This is a genomic window from Pseudomonas sp. NFPP12, from assembly GCF_900103205.1.
Taxonomy (GTDB): domain Bacteria; phylum Pseudomonadota; class Gammaproteobacteria; order Pseudomonadales; family Pseudomonadaceae; genus Aquipseudomonas; species Aquipseudomonas protegens.
Genome location: NZ_FMWW01000003.1, coordinates 826,827 through 843,730, shown reverse-complemented (window position 1 = coordinate 843,730; position 16,904 = coordinate 826,827). Strand labels below are relative to the sequence as shown.

Sequence of the window (16,904 nt, the reverse complement as noted above, 5' to 3'; positions counted from 1 at the left end):
TGCGCTATGGCGCGGGCATCTGATCGGTGCAAATGGCCGTGTTCTGACAGGTGTTGGCGCGCCATGAATAGGCCAGAATAGAGCCCCCCGGCGAAGGGTCGGGAGGGTGGAGAGTGAGTTATGGGGTTTGATCAGATACGCCAGCGCCGTTTGTCCGACGATATCGTCGAGCGTCTGGAAGGGATGATTCTTGAAGGCACCTTGACGGCCGGCGAGCGGCTGCCGGCCGAGCGCGCCCTGGCCGAGCAGTTTGGTGTCTCCCGGCCCTCACTGCGCGAGGCGATCCAGAAGCTCACGGCCAAGGGGCTGCTGATCAGCCGCCAGGGTGGCGGCAACTATGTGGTGGAATCCCTGGGCTCGACCTTCAGCGATCCTCTGCTGCACCTGTTGGAAAACAACACCGATGCCCAGCGCGACCTGCTGGAGTTCCGGCATACGCTGGAAGCGTCCTGCGCCTATTACGCGGCGCTGCGGGCGACGGCAGTGGATCGTGAGCGGCTGACTCAAGCCTTCGAGGAGTTGCAGGATTGTTATTCCCGCTCCGACGATGTCAGTCGTGCCGAGGAGGGTGCGGCGGATGCCAAGTTCCACTTGGCGATTGCCGAGGCCAGCCACAACGCCGTGCTGCTGCACACCATTCGCGGGCTGTTCGACCTGCTCAAGCGCAACGTGGTGACCAACATCGGCGGCATGTACAAGCAGCGTACGGAAACCCGCGACATGCTGATCAGCCAGCACCGCGACCTGTACCAGGCAATTATCGAAGGGCGGGCCGAAGAGGCGCGGGAAATCTCCAGCCGGCACATTCTCTATGTGCAGGAAGTGCTCGAAGAAGTGCGTCAGGAAGTGCAGCGAGTGGCGCGGGCCGAACGGCGCAAGGGCATGTAATGCAAATCGCCGGCAAGCCGGCTCCTACCTGGGTGTTGTAGGAGCCGGCTTGCCGGCGAAAACGACCTCAAGGCAGGAAGATCAGTCTTCCTTGCCCTTGGTGCGCACCGCACGCTGCAGTTCGCGATCGGAATCGCGCTCGCGTTCGGTATGACGCTTGTCGTATTCCTTCTTGCCCTTGCCCAGTGCGATCTCACACTTGACCAGGTGCTTGCTCCAGTAGAGCGAAAGGCATACGCAGGCATAACCCTTCTGTTGCACGGCGGCAAACAGCTTTTCCAGCTCGCGCTGGTTGAGCAGCAGCTTGCGCGAGCGCGTAGGGTCGGCAATGACGTGGGTGCTGGCGGTGGTCAATGGCGTGAAGTGGCTGCCGAGCAACCAGGCTTCACCATCCTTGAGCAGCACATAACTGTCCACCAGCTGTGCCTTGCCTGCACGCAGACTCTTTACTTCCCAGCCGGCCAGGACCATGCCAGCCTCGAACCGATGTTCGATGAAGTAATCGTGACGCGCCTTTTTATTTTGCGCGATGGTCCCTGTTGGGTGTTTCTTCTGTTTAGCCATAGGGGCGGCATTATAGGGAGTTGCGCGCGCGTCGGCTACGGTGACGCAGCGTGCTTGAGCAGGTTGATTGAATCCCGGACAATGCGCGCTCTTTTTTTTCGGTTGGGCGTGTTAACGATGTCGACAGACAGGGTCTCTGTCCACGGCGGCTGGGCAAGCCGCTGGGTCTTTATACTCGCTGCAACTGGTTCGGCCGTGGGCCTGGGGAGTATCTGGAAATTCCCCTACATGGTCGGCGTCTATGGTGGTGGTGCCTTTGTCCTGGTGTTTCTGGCGTGTATTGCGCTGATCGGGTTGCCGGTGATGCTGGCAGAAACCCTGATTGGCCGCCGCGCGCGGCAAAGCCCGGCGAATGCCCTGAAGGTGCTGGCCCTGGAGGCCGGGCATTCGGCCAGGTGGTCCTGGGGCGCCTTTGCCGGAATGATCACGGCGCTGCTGATTCTCTCCTTCTATAGCGTGGTGGGTGGTTGGTCCCTGGACTACATCATCGACATGGGGCGCGGCGATTTTCAGGGTGTCACGGCGGATCAGGTCGGCGCCTATTTTTCCGCGGTGACGGCCGACCCCTGGCGCCTGACCCTGTGGCACACGCTGTTCATGCTGTTGTCGGCGCTGGTGATTGCCAAGGGTGTGGTGGCCGGGCTTGAGCGCAGCCTGCGGGTCATGATGCCGCTGCTGTTCGTGATGCTGCTGGTGCTGCTGGGCTACAGCATGACCACCGGGCACTTCATGCGGGGCCTGCACTTCATGTTCGACTTCAGCCTGGAGCGTTTGCTCGACGGGCTGTTGCCAGCCATGGGGCACGCGTTCTTTTCCCTCAGCGTGGGAGTGGGCTCGATCATGATCTACGGCGCCTACATGCCCAAGCATTCGTCCCTTGCCGGCACCGTGGTCGGGGTGGCGCTGCTGGATACCTTCGTTTCGCTGGTGGCTGGGATGGCCCTGTTCCCCATTGTATTTGCCGCCGGGCTGAACCCCAGCGAAGGGCCGGGGCTGATGTTCATCAGCCTGCCGTTTGCCTTCGGGAATGTGGCGTTCGGCCAGCTTATGGGCGTAGTGTTCTTTATCCTGGTGGCGATCGCTGCCTGGAGTTCGGCCATTTCCTTGTTGGAGCCGATGGTGGCTTATCTCGTCGAGAGGACTAAAATCCGCCGCGGCTGGGTGACATTCTGGCTGGCGTTCAGTTGCTGGTTCGTGGGATTGGGAACGGTGTTCTCTTTCAACATCTGGCAACAGGCCAAATTTTTCGTGAACGAAGGCGGCGTTTTTCATCTCTACCAATGGGGCGCGGCCGGCGGTCTGGACTTCTTTGGTGTGATCGACTTTTTCACCTCGCGGATCATGTTGCCTCTTGGCGGTTTGTGCTTCGTGGTATTTGCAGGTTGGGTGATGGGCCGTGAGGCAGTTCGTGATGAGCTGTCGTTACGTAGCCCGCTGTTGTTCGCTCTGGCCTTGTTTTTGATGCGCTATGTGGCGCCCGTCGGCATTCTTGTGGTGTTTGCCGCCCAGTTGTGGAAATGAAGCTCACATGACGACCCATATTCAACGTTCGGCCCTTCTGCCCTATCCGGCGCAGTTCCTTTACGACCTGGTCAATGACGTGGCCCGGTACCCGGAGTTTCTGCCCTGGTGCTCGTCGGCCGAGGTGCTGGAAAGCAGCGAAGAGCGGATGCGCGCGAGCCTGGCGGTGGCCAAGGGCGGCATGAGCCAGCGCTTCGTTACCTGCAACAATCTGGTGCCGGGGCAGTCGATCGAGATGAATCTGGAGGAGGGGCCATTCAATCAGTTGCATGGCGTGTGGGTGTTCAAGCCGCTGGGCGAGAAGGCCTGCAAGATCAGCCTTGATCTGTCTTTCGATTATGCGGGGCCTTTGGTTCGAGCGACCTTGGGGCCGCTGTTCAACCAGGCGGCGAATACCCTGGTGGACGCTTTCTGCCAGCGGGCCAAGCAGTTGCATGGCTGAGCCGATGATTTCGATTGAGGTGGCCTACGCGGCTGTCGATCGCCAGGCGTTGATCAGTGTGCAGGTGCCCCAGGGGTCGACGCTGCGTGCAGCCTTGCAGGCTTCAGCCATCGGGCAGCAGTTTCCCGAACTGGATCTGGCGGCTTGTCCGGTGGGGATCTTCGGCAAGCAGGTCAGTGACCCTGAACAGCATGTGATTCAGGCGGGGGATCGGATTGAGGTCTATCGCCCATTGCTGGCCGATCCGAAAGAGGTTCGGCGTCTGCGGGCGGCGAAAGCGGCCGAGGCACGCAAGCGCGAATCGTGATTGATGGTGACAGGCAATAAAAAGCCCGGGCATGCCCGGGCTTTTTTATTTCGCCACAAATTATTCCGGCGAAGTATCCAGTGGTTCAGGCGTAGGAACTGGCACGGTTTTCACGCCATCCACGTCCTTCTGGATCTGGTCGAGCAGCGAGCCAGGCTTGGCTGGTTTCTCGGCTTTTGGTTTCTCGACGTTCTCGGCAGGCGCTGTCACGGTGTTGGCGCTGTCCTTGCCCAGCAGGGCTTCGTCGCGGCTTACACCTGGCATGAAGTCACCGGCCAAGCTGACCAACTGGTCGTTGCCGTTGAAGATCAGGCTCACGCGTTCCTGTTGGCGTTCACCACCACCAGGCTGCAGGCTGTAGAGATAATCCCAGCGATCGGCATGGAACGTGTCGGTCAACAGAGGGTTGCCCATGATAAACCGTACTTGCCGTCGGGTCATTCCGGGGCGCAACTGGTCTATCATGTCCTGCGTGACGACATTGCCCTGCTGGATGTCGATTTTGTAAACCCCGGGGAATGAACAACCGGCGAGTGCGAGCAGTCCCACGAAGGTGAAACTGGTTAGCAAGAGCTTGGTGTTTTGCATCGGTGGGCGACTTCCACTATCTTGGCTGGGACAACGTAAACCCCGATCATACCCGCATTAAGAGAAGCTGCGAAGCAGCATCGGCGAGAAAGCTGACCATGGTTGAAAATAGCGAACTACGTAAAGCCGGCCTCAAAGTGACTCTGCCACGAGTCAAAATTCTACAAATGCTCGATTCCACCGAGCAGCGGCACATGAGCGCTGAGGATGTCTACAAGGCGCTGATGGAAGCTGGTGAGGATGTGGGTCTGGCCACGGTTTACCGTGTACTGACTCAATTCGAAGCAGCCGGACTGGTGGTACGCCATAATTTTGATGGCGGTCACGCTGTATTCGAGCTGGCGGATGGCGGTCACCACGACCATATGGTCAACGTGGAGTCTGGTGAAGTGATCGAATTCTTCGACGAAGAAATCGAAAAGCTTCAGAAGGCGATTGTCGAAAAGCACGGTTTCGAGTTGGTGGATCACAATCTTGTGCTGTACGTGCGCAAGAAGAAGTAAGCCCCTCACGCGGCGTTTATCGTCGTGAAACGATCGAAGGCGACCCTAGGGTCGCCTTCGTGTTTTGTGCCTATATAAAAGAAGCGCTGAAGGTTCAGGCCTTGGCGGTCACCACCATTTTCTTGGCGTGGGCCAGAGACTCCTTGGTCAGGTCGATGCCGCCGAGCATCCGCGCCACCTCCTCGACCCTCTCATTCTTGCCCAGCTTGGATACTGCGGTATGAGTGGCATCGCTGCCGCGCACCTTGTGCACGAACAGATGCTGATGCCCCTGGGCGGCGACTTGCGGCAGGTGTGTCACGGTCAATACCTGGCCGCGTTCGCCGAGGCGGCGCAGCAGCTGGCCGACGATCTCGGCTGTCGGGCCGCCAATCCCCACGTCGACTTCGTCGAATACCAATGTGGGAACCCGCGAGGTCTGCGCGGTGATGACCTGGATCGCCAGGCTGATACGTGACAGCTCACCGCCGGACGCGACTTTCGCCAGGGCCTTGAGGGGTTGCCCAGGGTTGGCACTGACCAGCAGTTCCACCTGCTCCAGGCCGTTGGGCAGCAGTTCATCGCTGCTGTTGGCGCGCAGCTCGATGGTGAAGCGCCCTCCGGGCATGCCCAGGCGCTGGATCTCCTGCTCCACTGCGCTGGCCAGGCTGGTCGCGGCCTGCTGGCGCAACTGGCTCAGTTCCTGGGCTTTTTCCTGATAATGACGAGCGAAGGATTGCAGCTCTTCGCCCAGCCGTTCGATGGATTCGTCATTGGCGTCCAGAGTCTCTATTTCATCCAGCAGGGTTTGCTGCATGGCGGCGAGTTCGAAGGGCTGGATGCGATGCTTGCGCGCCAGGGTATAGATGGCGTCGAGGCGTTCTTCGAGTTGTTGCAGGCGTGCCGGATCAGCGTCGAAGTGGTCAAGGAAACGATTCAACTCGCCCACGGCTTCTTCGACCTGGATCTGCGCGCTGGCCAGCAGGTTGGTGGCCTCGCCCAGGGAACCCGAGGAGTTGCCGATGCTCGACAGGCGGTTGAGGCTGACAGTCAGGGCGTTCAGGACATTGCCTGAATCACTTTCGCTGCATTGCTCCACCACCTGGCGGCAGATGCCCAGCAGGGTTTCGGCATTGGTCAGGTTCTTGTGCTCCTGCTCCAGCTGCTCGAGTTCATTTTCCCCGAGCCCCAGGTTTTCCAGTTCTTCGAGCTGGTAGCTGAGCAGTTGATGGCGAGCGCGCTGCTCGTCGCCGGAGTTGGACAGGCGCTCCAGCTCCTGGCGGGTCTGGCGCCAGCGCTGCGCAGCCAGTTGCACCTGGCGCGCCAGGTCGGTTGCGCCGGCGTACTCATCCAGCAGGCGCCTATGGGTATCGGTCTTGAGCAGCGACTGGTGTTCATGCTGGCTGTGGATATCGATCAGCAGTTCGCCCAGGGCTTTCAAGTCTCCGAGCGGGCAGGGCGTACCGTTGATATAGCCGCGGGAACGTCCTTCTGCCGTGATGACCCGACGCAGGATGCACGGGCCGTCGGTGTCCAGGTCACGCTCGGCCAGCCAGGCGTGGGCCTCGGGGATATCCGCCAGATCGAAGGTGGCGAGGATATCGGCCTTGTCGGCTCCGGGGCGTACCACGCCGCTGTCGGCACGATCACCCAGGGTCAGGCCGAGCGCGTCGAGCATGATCGACTTGCCGGCACCGGTCTCGCCGGTAATGACGCTCATCCCGCGATCGAGTTCCAGATCCAGGTGTTCGACGATGGCGTAATTGTGTACGGACAGGTGCACCAGCATTAAGGCCGCTCCCAAACTAGATGTCTGGTTATTTATACAGTGTTTTGTTTCGGGCTGACAATGCTTTCCCTTAGCTCGATTTGCTTGGTCGTTCTGGCTTTTTAGTGCGCTCGGTAATGTCCACATACAGGATTTATCGGGTCGGAACGACTTTTGCTGTGGCTGCGGACTTGAACCTTGAAAATGCGACCCCATATAGCTGGGCAGAAGAGTGAGCCCGGCTCACAGACGATATTGAAAGGAGAATTTCATGGCTGACGAACAGACGCTGGATACGCAAAATCTAGACGCCAATCAGGCTCCCGAGGCATCGGGTGATGACCTGGCGGCTCGTGTACAAGTGCTCGAAGAGCAACTGGCTGGCGCGCAGGATCAGGCTTTGCGTGTTGCTGCCGATCTGCAGAACGTCCGCCGCCGCGCCGAGCAGGACGTGGAGAAAGCTCACAAATTCGCGCTGGAGAAGTTTGCCGGCGACCTGCTGCCGGTGATCGACAGCCTGGAGCGTGGCCTGGAGCTGTCCAACCCGGACGACGAAAGCATCCGCCCGATGCGTGAAGGCATCGAGCTGACCTTGAAGATGTTCCACGACACCCTCAAGCGTTATCAGCTGGAAGCCATCGATCCACACGGCGAACCCTTCAACGCTGAACAGCATCAGGCCATGGCCATGCAGGAAAGCGCGGATGTCGAGCCGAACAGTGTTCTGAAAGTGTTCCAGAAGGGCTACCAGCTCAACGGTCGCCTGCTGCGCCCGGCCATGGTCGTGGTCAGCAAGGCCCCTGCACCGGTTTCGCCTTCGATTGACGAAAAGGCTTGAAAACGGCTGTAGAGCCCCCATTTATCAGTCAAGCGTTTAAGTGCTACCGCAGTTTGCCACCACAGCTGCGGCATCCAAATCCAAAGTTTCGGGAGAGTTAACATGGGCAAGATTATCGGTATTGACTTGGGGACCACCAACTCGTGCGTCTCCATTCTTGAAAACGGCAACGTAAAAGTTATCGAAAACGCTGAAGGCGCGCGTACCACGCCGTCCATCATCGCGTACGCCAACGATGGCGAAATCCTGGTAGGTCAGTCGGCCAAGCGTCAGGCTGTCACCAACCCGCACAACACCTTGTACGCAGTAAAGCGTCTGATCGGTCGTCGCTTCGACGAAGAAGTTGTGCAGAAAGACATCCAGATGGTCCCTTACAAGATCGTCAAGGCTGACAACAACGACGCCTGGGTTGAAGTGAACGGCCAGAAAATGGCTCCGCCACAGATCTCGGCTGAAATCCTCAAGAAAATGAAGAAGACCGCCGAAGACTACCTCGGCGAAGCCGTGACCGAAGCGGTCATCACTGTTCCGGCCTACTTCAACGACAGCCAGCGCCAGGCGACCAAAGACGCCGGCCGCATCGCAGGCCTGGACGTCAAACGTATCATCAACGAACCAACCGCAGCCGCTCTGGCCTACGGTATGGACAAGGCCAAGGGCGATCACACCGTGATCGTTTACGACCTGGGTGGTGGTACTTTCGACGTTTCGGTGATCGAAATCGCTGAAGTCGATGGCGAGCACCAGTTCGAAGTGCTGGCCACCAACGGTGACACCTTCCTCGGTGGTGAAGACTTCGACATCCGCTTGATCGACTACCTGGTTGATGAGTTCAAGAAAGAAAGCGGCATGAACCTCAAGGGTGACCCGCTGGCCATGCAGCGCCTGAAAGAAGCTGCCGAGAAAGCCAAGATCGAGCTGTCCTCGAGCCAGCAGACCGACGTCAACCTGCCGTACATCACTGCAGATGCCACCGGTCCTAAGCACCTGAACGTGAAGATCTCCCGCGCCAAGCTGGAGTCGCTGGTTGAAGACCTGGTTCAGCGCACCATCGAGCCTTGCCGTATCGCGCTCAAAGACGCCGGTATCGACGTGGGTTCGATCAACGACGTGATCCTGGTCGGCGGCCAGACCCGTATGCCGCTGGTACAGAAGACCGTAACCGACTTCTTCGGTAAGGAAGCGCGCAAGGACGTCAACCCGGACGAAGCTGTTGCCATGGGTGCTGCCATCCAGGGTGCGGTACTGGCCGGCGACGTGAAAGACGTACTGCTGCTGGACGTCAGCCCGCTGACCCTGGGTATCGAAACCATGGGTGGCGTGATGACCGCGCTGATCGAGAAAAACACCACGATTCCTACCAAGAAATCCCAAGTGTTCTCGACTGCCGACGACAACCAGGGCGCAGTGACCATTCACGTACTGCAGGGCGAGCGCAAGCAAGCCGCGCAGAACAAGTCCCTGGGCAAGTTCGACCTGGCCGACATTCCACCAGCTCCACGTGGCGTGCCGCAGATCGAAGTGACCTTCGACATCGACGCCAACGGCATCCTGCACGTAGGTGCGAAGGACAAGGCTACCGGCAAGACTCAGTCGATCGTGATCAAGGCCAACTCGGGTCTGTCGGATGAAGAGATCCAGCAGATGATCCGTGACGCTGAAGCCAACTCGGAAGAGGATCGCAAGTTCGAAGAGCTGGCCACCGCCCGTAACCAGGGTGATGCGCTGGTGCATTCGACTCGCAAGATGGTGGCTGACGCCGGTGACAAAGTGACCGCGGAAGAGAAAACCGCAATCGAAGCTGCCGTGGTTGCCCTGGAAGCTGCCGTCAAGGGCGACGACAAGGCCGCCATTGACGCCAAGGTTGAAGAGCTGTCGAAAGTCTCGGCCCCGGTTGCCCAGAAGATGTACGCCGAACAGGCCCAGCCTGCAGAAGGCGCGGCACCGCACGCCGAGTCCGCTGAAAAAGCCGACGATGTCGTCGATGCCGAGTTCGAAGAAGTAAAAGACCACAAGTAATGGCTTGTTGGTCGGCCGGTTGACTGCCTTTGGGCGGTGACTGGTAGGATGTCGCCGCGCGGGAGCTTGCTCCCGCGTTGGCGTGTCTGGAGTCAGCGAAATTTTGACGGCGTACAAGCTCCGTTTGTGCGCTGGCGGTCGGGTCGGAGAAGCTCCTGCTTTCCGGCTGTGATGACCGCAATGGTCGGCCCGCAACCGGGTTGGCTTTCCAAGACCAGGATCGTTGAATTGACGTGAGTTGGGTCCGGGCCTGTATTGGGGCTCAGCGAGTTTGGCAGAGCTCAGGAGGGTTTGCCGGACGTCCTTAAGAGTGCAAAGACTTATGGCAAAGCGTGACTATTACGAAGTGTTGGGTGTGGAGCGTGGCTCCAGCGATGCGGAGCTGAAAAAGGCTTACCGTCGCTTGGCGATGAAGCATCACCCGGATCGTAATCCCGGCGACAAAGCGTCGGAAGACATGTTCAAGGAGGCCAACGAGGCCTACGAAGTACTGTCCGATTCCAGCAAGCGTGCCGCGTATGACCAGTACGGCCACGCTGGTGTCGACCCGAGCATGGGTGGCGGGGGTGCCGGCTTCGGCGGGCAGAACTTCTCCGATATCTTCGGTGACGTGTTCAGTGATTTCTTCGGTGGCGGTCGCGGCGGTTCCCGTGGCGGTGCGCAGCGCGGCAGCGACCTGCGTTACACCCTGGAGTTGAACCTGGAAGAAGCGGTGCGTGGCACCACGGTGAATATCCGTGTGCCGACACTGGTCAACTGCAAGCCATGCGATGGTTCGGGCGCCAAGAAAGGGTCTTCCCCTGTCACTTGTCCGACCTGTGGCGGTATTGGTCAGGTGCGCATGCAGCAGGGCTTCTTCTCGGTGCAGCAGACCTGCCCGCGCTGCCATGGCCAGGGCAAGATCATTTCCGATCCGTGCGATTCCTGCCACGGCGAAGGTCGGGTCGAAGAGTACAAGACGCTGTCGGTGAAAGTGCCGGCAGGTGTCGATACCGGCGACCGTATTCGCCTGTCCGGCGAAGGCGAGGCGGGGACCCAGGGTGGCCCGACTGGCGACCTGTATGTGGTGATCAATGTGCGTGAGCACGCGATCTTCCAGCGCGACGGCAAGCACCTGTTCTGTGAGGTGCCCATCAGCTTCGTAGATGCGGCGTTGGGTGGCGAGCTGGAGATTCCGACCCTGGATGGTCGGGTCAAGCTGAAGATTCCCGAAGGAACTCAGACCGGCAAGCAGTTCCGGATTCGTGGCAAGGGCGTTGCTCCCGTGCGTGGCGGCGGTGCCGGCGACCTGATGTGCCGGGTTGCGGTGGAGACGCCAGTGAACCTGAGTCGTCGTCAGCGCGAGCTGCTGGAAGAGTTGCGTGGTTCGCTGGACGACGACAATTCTCACTCGCCGAAAACCACCGGCTGGTTCGAGGGCGTCAAGCGCTTCTTCGGCGACCTGTAAGGAGTAACGCATGCGACGTATAGCAGTGATGGGCGCCGCGGGGCGCATGGGCAAGACCCTGGTCGAGGCCGTGCAACTGCGTTCGCCGCTCTCCGGGCTGACCGCGGCGATCGTGCGTCCGGGCAGTTCTCTGGTGGGGGCGGATGCGGGTGAGCTGGCATCCCTGGGGCGTCTTGGCGTGCCGATGTCCGACAGTCTGGAGAAGGTGGTTGATGAGTTCGATGTGCTGATCGACTTCACCTTGCCGGAAGTGATGCTCAAGAACCTGGCGTTCTGCCGCAAGGCAGGCAAGGCCATGGTGATCGGTACCACCGGCCTGGGTGCCAGGGAAAAGCAATTGCTGGCCGAGGCGGGCAAGGAGATTCCGATCGTCTTCGCTGCCAACTTCAGTGTTGGGGTCAACCTGTCGCTGAAGCTGCTGGATATGGCGGCTCGGGTGCTGGGTGACGATGCGGATATCGAGATCATCGAGGCGCATCACCGACACAAGATCGATGCGCCATCGGGCACCGCCCTGCGCATGGGTGAGGTGATCGCCAGCGCCCTGGGGCGTGATCTGCAGCAGGTCGCGGTTTATGGTCGTGAAGGCCATACAGGCGCCCGTGAGCGTGAAACCATCGGCTTCGCCACGGTTCGTGGTGGCGATGTGGTGGGGGATCACACCGTGCTGTTTGCCACAGAGGGCGAGCGCCTGGAGATTACCCACAAGGCCTCCAGTCGCATGACCTTCGCCAAGGGAGCGGTGCGTGCCGCGCTGTGGCTGGACGGGCGCGAGGCTGGTCTTTACGACATGCAGGATGTGCTGGATCTGCGTTGAGATGCATCTGATGCAGGGTTGAAGCGCGATGCTTGGACCCTGCTTCAAACCGCCAAGCGATGACCTGTCGCATTCCTCTGCCTTTAAGGCTCATTAGCGGTGGACCAAAAAAGCCTTTTTCTGTAAGCTACAGCTTTAGTGTGTCCACTAAAAGCGCGCAGATAATTCGACGAAGAAGCGGGGTGACGTGTCTATACGTCATTCCGCTTTTTTGCAACCTGCGATCGCCCTTTCAGGCTCTATTTACGGGAGGTCTTCTTGACTAAGCCAGCCATACTCGCCCTTGCTGATGGCAGCATTTTTCGCGGCGAAGCCATTGGAGCCGACGGTCAAACCGTTGGTGAGGTGGTGTTCAACACCGCAATGACCGGCTATCAGGAAATCCTTACCGATCCTTCCTACGCCCAACAGATCGTTACCCTGACTTACCCTCACATCGGCAACACCGGCACCACGCCGGAAGATGCCGAGTCCGACCGTGTGTGGTCGGCCGGCCTGGTCATCCGTGACCTGCCGCTGGTAGCCAGCAACTGGCGTAACACTCTGTCCCTGTCCGATTACCTGAAAGCCAACAGCGTGGTGGCGATCGCCGGTATCGACACCCGTCGCCTGACCCGCATCCTGCGTGAGAAAGGTGCACAGAACGGCTGCATCATGGCCGGTGACAACATTTCCGAAGAAGCGGCGATCGCTGCAGCGCGCGGCTTCCCTGGCCTCAAAGGCATGGACCTGGCGAAAGTCGTCAGCACCAAGGAAAGCTACGAGTGGCGTTCGACTGTCTGGGATCTGAAGACCGACAGCCACGCCACCATCGAGGCTTCCGAGCTGCCGTATCACGTGGTTGCCTACGACTACGGGGTCAAGCTGAATATCCTGCGCATGCTGGTGGAGCGCGGTTGCCGCGTCACCGTGGTGCCTGCCCAGACCCCGGCAAGCGATGTGCTGGCTCTCAAGCCTGACGGTGTGTTCCTGTCCAACGGCCCAGGTGACCCCGAGCCTTGCGACTACGCCATCAAGGCGATCAAGGAAATCCTCGAAACCGAGATTCCGGTGTTCGGCATCTGCCTGGGTCACCAACTGCTGGCCCTGGCCTCTGGTGCCAAGACCCTGAAAATGGGCCACGGCCACCACGGCGCCAACCACCCGGTGCAGGACCTGGACAGCGGCGTGGTCATGATCACCAGCCAGAACCACGGTTTTGCGGTGGATGAAGCCACGCTGCCGGGCAACGTCCGGGCGATCCACAAGTCGCTGTTCGACGGCACCCTGCAGGGTATCGAGCGCACCGACAAGAGCGCGTTCAGCTTCCAGGGCCACCCGGAAGCCAGCCCGGGCCCGAACGATGTGGCGCCGCTGTTCGACCGCTTCATCAACGAGATGGCCAAGCGACGCTAAACGCTCGCCTTGAAAGTGTAGCGAGCAGCGCTTGAGGGCGGCCCCGGCAAATCCGGCGGAACCCCTCAGGCGCCTCAGAGAATGTTCAAGACGGCTTGCCGACTGACCTGCGGATTTGAGTGACAACCCATGCCAAAACGTACAGACATTAAAAGCATCCTGATTCTTGGCGCTGGCCCGATCGTGATCGGCCAGGCCTGCGAATTCGACTACTCCGGCGCCCAGGCTTGCAAGGCCCTGCGCGAAGAGGGCTACCGGGTCATCCTGGTGAACTCCAACCCGGCCACCATCATGACCGACCCGGCCATGGCCGACGCCACCTACATCGAGCCGATCAAGTGGCAGACCGTTGCCAAGATCATCGAGAAAGAGCGTCCGGACGCGCTGCTGCCGACCATGGGCGGCCAGACTGCGCTGAACTGCGCCCTGGACCTGGAACGTGAAGGCGTCCTGGAGAAGTTCGGCGTAGAGATGATCGGCGCCAACGCCGACACCATCGACAAGGCTGAAGACCGTTCGCGCTTCGACGCTGCCATGAAGTCAATCGGCCTGGCGTGCCCGCGCTCCGGTATTGCCCACAGCATGGAAGAGGCCAATGCGGTCCTCGACAAGCTGGGCTTCCCTTGCATCATCCGTCCATCCTTCACCATGGGTGGCACCGGTGGTGGCATCGCCTACAACCGTGAAGAGTTCGAAGAGATCTGCGCCCGCGGTTTGGACCTGTCGCCGACCAAGGAACTGCTGATCGACGAATCCCTGATCGGCTGGAAAGAGTACGAGATGGAGGTGGTCCGCGATAAGAAGGACAACTGCATCATCGTCTGCTCCATCGAGAACTTCGACCCGATGGGCGTGCACACCGGTGACTCCATCACCGTGGCTCCGGCGCAGACCCTGACCGACAAGGAATACCAGATCCTGCGTAACGCCTCCCTGGCGGTGCTGCGCGAGATCGGTGTGGAAACTGGCGGTTCCAACGTGCAGTTCGGTATCTGCCCGAACACAGGCCGCATGGTCGTGATCGAGATGAACCCGCGGGTGTCCCGTTCCTCGGCGCTGGCTTCGAAAGCCACCGGTTTCCCGATCGCCAAGGTCGCGGCCAAGCTGGCTGTCGGCTACACCCTGGACGAGCTGTCCAACGATATTACCGGCGGCAAGACCCCGGCGTCCTTCGAGCCGTCCATCGACTACGTCGTGACCAAGCTGCCACGCTTCGCCTTCGAGAAGTTCTCCAAGGCCGACGCGCGCCTGACCACCCAGATGAAGTCGGTGGGTGAGGTCATGGCCATCGGTCGGACCTTCCAGGAATCCCTGCAGAAAGCCCTGCGCGGTCTGGAAGTGGGCGTTTGCGGCCTGGATCCCAAGCTCGACCTGAGCAATCCGGAAAGCATGAACGTGCTCAAGCGCGAGTTGACCGTGCCCGGCGCCGAGCGTATCTGGTACGTGGCTGATGCCTTCCGTGCCGGCATGACCGTTGAGCAGATCTTCGGCATGAACATGATCGATCCTTGGTTCCTGGTGCAGATCGAAGACCTGATCAAGGAAGAAGAGAAGGTCAAGACCCTGGGCCTGTCGGCCATCGACCGCGACCTGATGTTCCGCCTCAAGCGCAAAGGCTTCTCCGACCAGCGTCTGGCCAAGTTGCTGGGCGTGACCGAGAAGAACCTGCGCACACATCGTCAGAAGCTGGAAGTGTTCCCGGTCTACAAGCGCGTCGACACCTGCGCCGCCGAGTTCGCCACCGACACTGCGTACCTGTACTCGACTTATGAAGAAGAGTGCGAAGCCGCACCTTCGACCCGCGACAAGATCATGATCCTGGGTGGCGGTCCAAACCGTATCGGCCAGGGCATCGAGTTCGACTACTGCTGCGTACACGCCGCCCTGGCGCTGCGCGACGATGGTTACGAAACCATCATGGTCAACTGCAACCCGGAAACCGTTTCCACCGACTACGACACTTCGGATCGCCTGTACTTCGAGCCAGTGACCCTGGAAGACGTGCTGGAAATCGTCCGTGTCGAGAAGCCAAAAGGCGTGATCGTGCAGTACGGCGGCCAGACTCCGCTGAAACTGGCTCGTGCCCTGGAAGCCGCCGGCGTGCCGATCATCGGCACCAGCCCAGACGCTATCGACCGCGCCGAAGACCGTGAGCGCTTCCAGCAGATGGTCGAACGCCTGAACCTGCGTCAGCCACCAAACGCTACCGTGCGCAGCGAAGACGAAGCGATTCGTGCCGCCGCCAAGATCGGTTACCCGCTGGTGGTGCGTCCGTCCTACGTGCTGGGCGGCCGGGCGATGGAAATCGTCTACGAGGAAGATGAACTCAAGCGCTACTTGCGCGAAGCGGTGCAAGTGTCCAACGACAGCCCGGTGCTGCTGGATCACTTCCTCAACTGCGCCATTGAAATGGACGTGGATGCGGTCTGCGACGGCACCGACGTAGTGATCGGCGCCATCATGCAGCACATCGAGCAGGCTGGCGTTCACTCCGGTGACTCTGCGTGCTCGCTGCCGCCGTACTCGCTGCCGGCGCACATCCAGGACGAGATGCGCGAACAGGTCAAGAAAATGGCCCTGGAACTGGGTGTGGTTGGCCTGATGAACGTGCAGCTGGCCCTGCAGGGCGATCAGATCTACGTCATCGAAGTGAACCCGCGTGCTTCCCGGACCGTGCCGTTCGTTTCCAAGTGCATCGGTGTCTCCCTGGCGATGATCGCTGCTCGTGTGATGGCCGGTAAGACCCTGAAAGAGCTGGGCTTCACCAAGGAAATCATTCCGAATTTCTACAGCGTCAAGGAAGCGGTATTCCCGTTTGCCAAGTTCCCGGGCGTCGACCCGATCCTCGGCCCAGAGATGAAGTCCACCGGCGAGGTGATGGGCGTGGGCGACACCTTCGGCGAAGCCTTTGCCAAGGCCCAGATGGGTGCCAGCGAAGTGCTGCCGACCGGCGGTACTGCGTTCATCAGCGTGCGCGACGATGACAAGCCTCTGGTTGCAGGCGTGGCCCGTGATCTGATCAACTTGGGCTTCGAAGTGGTCGCTACTGCGGGCACCGCCAAGCTGATCGAGGCGGCCGGTCTGAAGGTGCGTCGTGTGAACAAGGTGACTGAAGGTCGTCCGCATGTGGTCGATATGATCAAGAACGACGAAGTCACTCTGATCATCAACACCACTGAAGGCCGTCAGTCGATTGCTGACTCTTATTCCATTCGTCGTAACGCCTTGCAGCACAAGATCTACTGCACCACCACCATTGCTGCTGGCGAAGCTATCTGTGAAGCGTTGAAGTTCGGTCCGGAAAAGACCGTGCGTCGCTTGCAGGATCTACACGCAGGATTGAAGGCATGAATAAATACCCAATGACCGTCCAGGGCGCGCGCGCCCTGGAAGAAGAGCATGCTCACCTGACCAAGGTCGTGCGTCCGAAGCTCAGCCAGGACATCGGTACGGCCCGCGAGTTGGGTGACCTGAAGGAAAACGCCGAATACCATGCCGCTCGCGAACAGCAGGGCATGGTAGAAGCGCGGATCCGCGATATTGAAGGCCGCCTGCAGAACTCGGTGGTCATCGATGTCACGACCATTCCTCATACCGGCAAGGTGATCTTTGGCACCACGGTAGAAATCGCCAACGTCGAAACTGACGAAAGCGTCACCTACCAGATCGTGGGTGAGGATGAGGCTGACATCAAACTCGGTAAAATTTCCGTCGGCTCGCCGATCGCTCGCGCCTTGATTGCCAAGGAAGAGGGTGATGTGGTGGCGGTCAAAACGCCTGGTGGCGTTATCGAGTACGAGATTGTCGAAGTCCGTCACATCTGAAAGA

General features: G+C 59.9%; 15 protein-coding genes. 12 read left to right on the top strand and 3 right to left on the bottom strand.

What is annotated here, in order from left to right; all coding sequences use genetic code 11:
• Window positions 1-120 precede the first annotated feature (120 nt).
• Entirely contained in the window at window positions 121-888 is a 768-nt protein-coding gene (locus BLS75_RS16640; protein ID WP_072451306.1) for an FCD domain-containing protein, read from the top strand.
• Window positions 889-969: 81 nt separating this feature from the next.
• Here the strand turns inward: BLS75_RS16640 and smpB are convergent, their stop codons facing one another.
• Window positions 970-1,452 (bottom strand): SsrA-binding protein SmpB, encoded by a 483-nt coding sequence (gene smpB / locus BLS75_RS16635; RefSeq protein WP_011059180.1) that lies wholly within the window; start codon window positions 1,450-1,452, stop codon window positions 970-972.
• A gap of 117 nt (window positions 1,453-1,569) precedes the next feature.
• On the opposite strand from smpB, the gene BLS75_RS16630 reads away from it, so the two are divergent.
• From BLS75_RS16630 to BLS75_RS16620, 3 genes are read left to right on the top strand one after another with little or no spacing between them, the layout of a single operon-like run.
• Complete coding sequence (locus tag BLS75_RS16630; RefSeq protein ID WP_072451305.1) at window positions 1,570-2,973, top strand: sodium-dependent transporter; 1,404 nt, start codon at window positions 1,570-1,572, stop codon at window positions 2,971-2,973.
• A gap of 7 nt (window positions 2,974-2,980) precedes the next feature.
• Window positions 2,981-3,415, top strand: coding sequence for a type II toxin-antitoxin system RatA family toxin (locus BLS75_RS16625; RefSeq protein ID WP_011059182.1), 435 nt, complete (start codon window positions 2,981-2,983; stop codon window positions 3,413-3,415).
• Window positions 3,408-3,722, top strand: a complete 315-nt coding sequence (locus BLS75_RS16620; protein ID WP_053149012.1) for an RnfH family protein — start codon at window positions 3,408-3,410, stop codon at window positions 3,720-3,722. Before BLS75_RS16625 ends, BLS75_RS16620 begins: the two co-directional genes overlap by 8 nt.
• 60 nt (window positions 3,723-3,782) lie before the next feature.
• Here BLS75_RS16620 and BLS75_RS16615 read toward each other — a convergent pair whose 3' ends face one another.
• Window positions 3,783-4,310 carry an outer membrane protein assembly factor BamE gene (locus BLS75_RS16615; protein WP_011059184.1) on the bottom strand — a complete coding sequence of 176 codons (528 nt, stop codon included), beginning with the start codon at window positions 4,308-4,310 and terminating at the stop codon, window positions 3,783-3,785.
• A gap of 98 nt (window positions 4,311-4,408) precedes the next feature.
• Here BLS75_RS16615 and fur point away from each other — a divergent pair, with 98 nt between their 5' ends.
• Window positions 4,409-4,813: a ferric iron uptake transcriptional regulator gene (gene fur / locus BLS75_RS16610; RefSeq protein WP_011059185.1), complete on the top strand. Its 405-nt coding sequence runs from the start codon at window positions 4,409-4,411 to the stop codon at window positions 4,811-4,813.
• A gap of 94 nt (window positions 4,814-4,907) precedes the next feature.
• Here the strand turns inward: fur and recN are convergent, their stop codons facing one another.
• Complete coding sequence (recN, locus tag BLS75_RS16605; protein WP_072451304.1) at window positions 4,908-6,581, bottom strand: DNA repair protein RecN; 1,674 nt, start codon at window positions 6,579-6,581, stop codon at window positions 4,908-4,910.
• 250 nt (window positions 6,582-6,831) lie between these two features.
• Here recN and grpE point away from each other — a divergent pair, with 250 nt between their 5' ends.
• From grpE to greA, 7 genes are all read left to right on the top strand, one after another.
• Window positions 6,832-7,398, top strand: a complete 567-nt coding sequence (gene grpE, locus BLS75_RS16600; RefSeq protein WP_011059187.1) for a nucleotide exchange factor GrpE — start codon at window positions 6,832-6,834, stop codon at window positions 7,396-7,398.
• A gap of 102 nt (window positions 7,399-7,500) precedes the next feature.
• Entirely contained in the window at window positions 7,501-9,417 is a 1,917-nt protein-coding gene (gene dnaK, locus BLS75_RS16595) for a molecular chaperone DnaK (RefSeq protein ID WP_011059188.1), read from the top strand.
• Between the two features lie 322 nt (window positions 9,418-9,739).
• Window positions 9,740-10,864, top strand: coding sequence for a molecular chaperone DnaJ (dnaJ, locus tag BLS75_RS16590; protein WP_015634112.1), 1,125 nt, complete (start codon window positions 9,740-9,742; stop codon window positions 10,862-10,864).
• A 10-nt stretch (window positions 10,865-10,874) separates the two neighbouring features.
• Window positions 10,875-11,681, top strand: a complete 807-nt coding sequence (gene dapB, locus BLS75_RS16585) for a 4-hydroxy-tetrahydrodipicolinate reductase (protein WP_011059190.1) — start codon at window positions 10,875-10,877, stop codon at window positions 11,679-11,681.
• Window positions 11,682-11,939: 258 nt separating this feature from the next.
• Window positions 11,940-13,076, top strand: a complete 1,137-nt coding sequence (carA, locus tag BLS75_RS16580) for a glutamine-hydrolyzing carbamoyl-phosphate synthase small subunit (protein WP_072451303.1) — start codon at window positions 11,940-11,942, stop codon at window positions 13,074-13,076.
• Between the two features lie 129 nt (window positions 13,077-13,205).
• Window positions 13,206-16,427, top strand: coding sequence for a carbamoyl-phosphate synthase large subunit (carB, locus tag BLS75_RS16575; protein ID WP_011059192.1), 3,222 nt, complete (start codon window positions 13,206-13,208; stop codon window positions 16,425-16,427).
• Window positions 16,424-16,900, top strand: a complete 477-nt coding sequence (gene greA / locus BLS75_RS16570) for a transcription elongation factor GreA (protein WP_011059193.1) — start codon at window positions 16,424-16,426, stop codon at window positions 16,898-16,900. Before carB ends, greA begins: the two co-directional genes overlap by 4 nt.
• The last annotated feature ends 4 nt before the right edge of the window (window positions 16,901-16,904 follow it).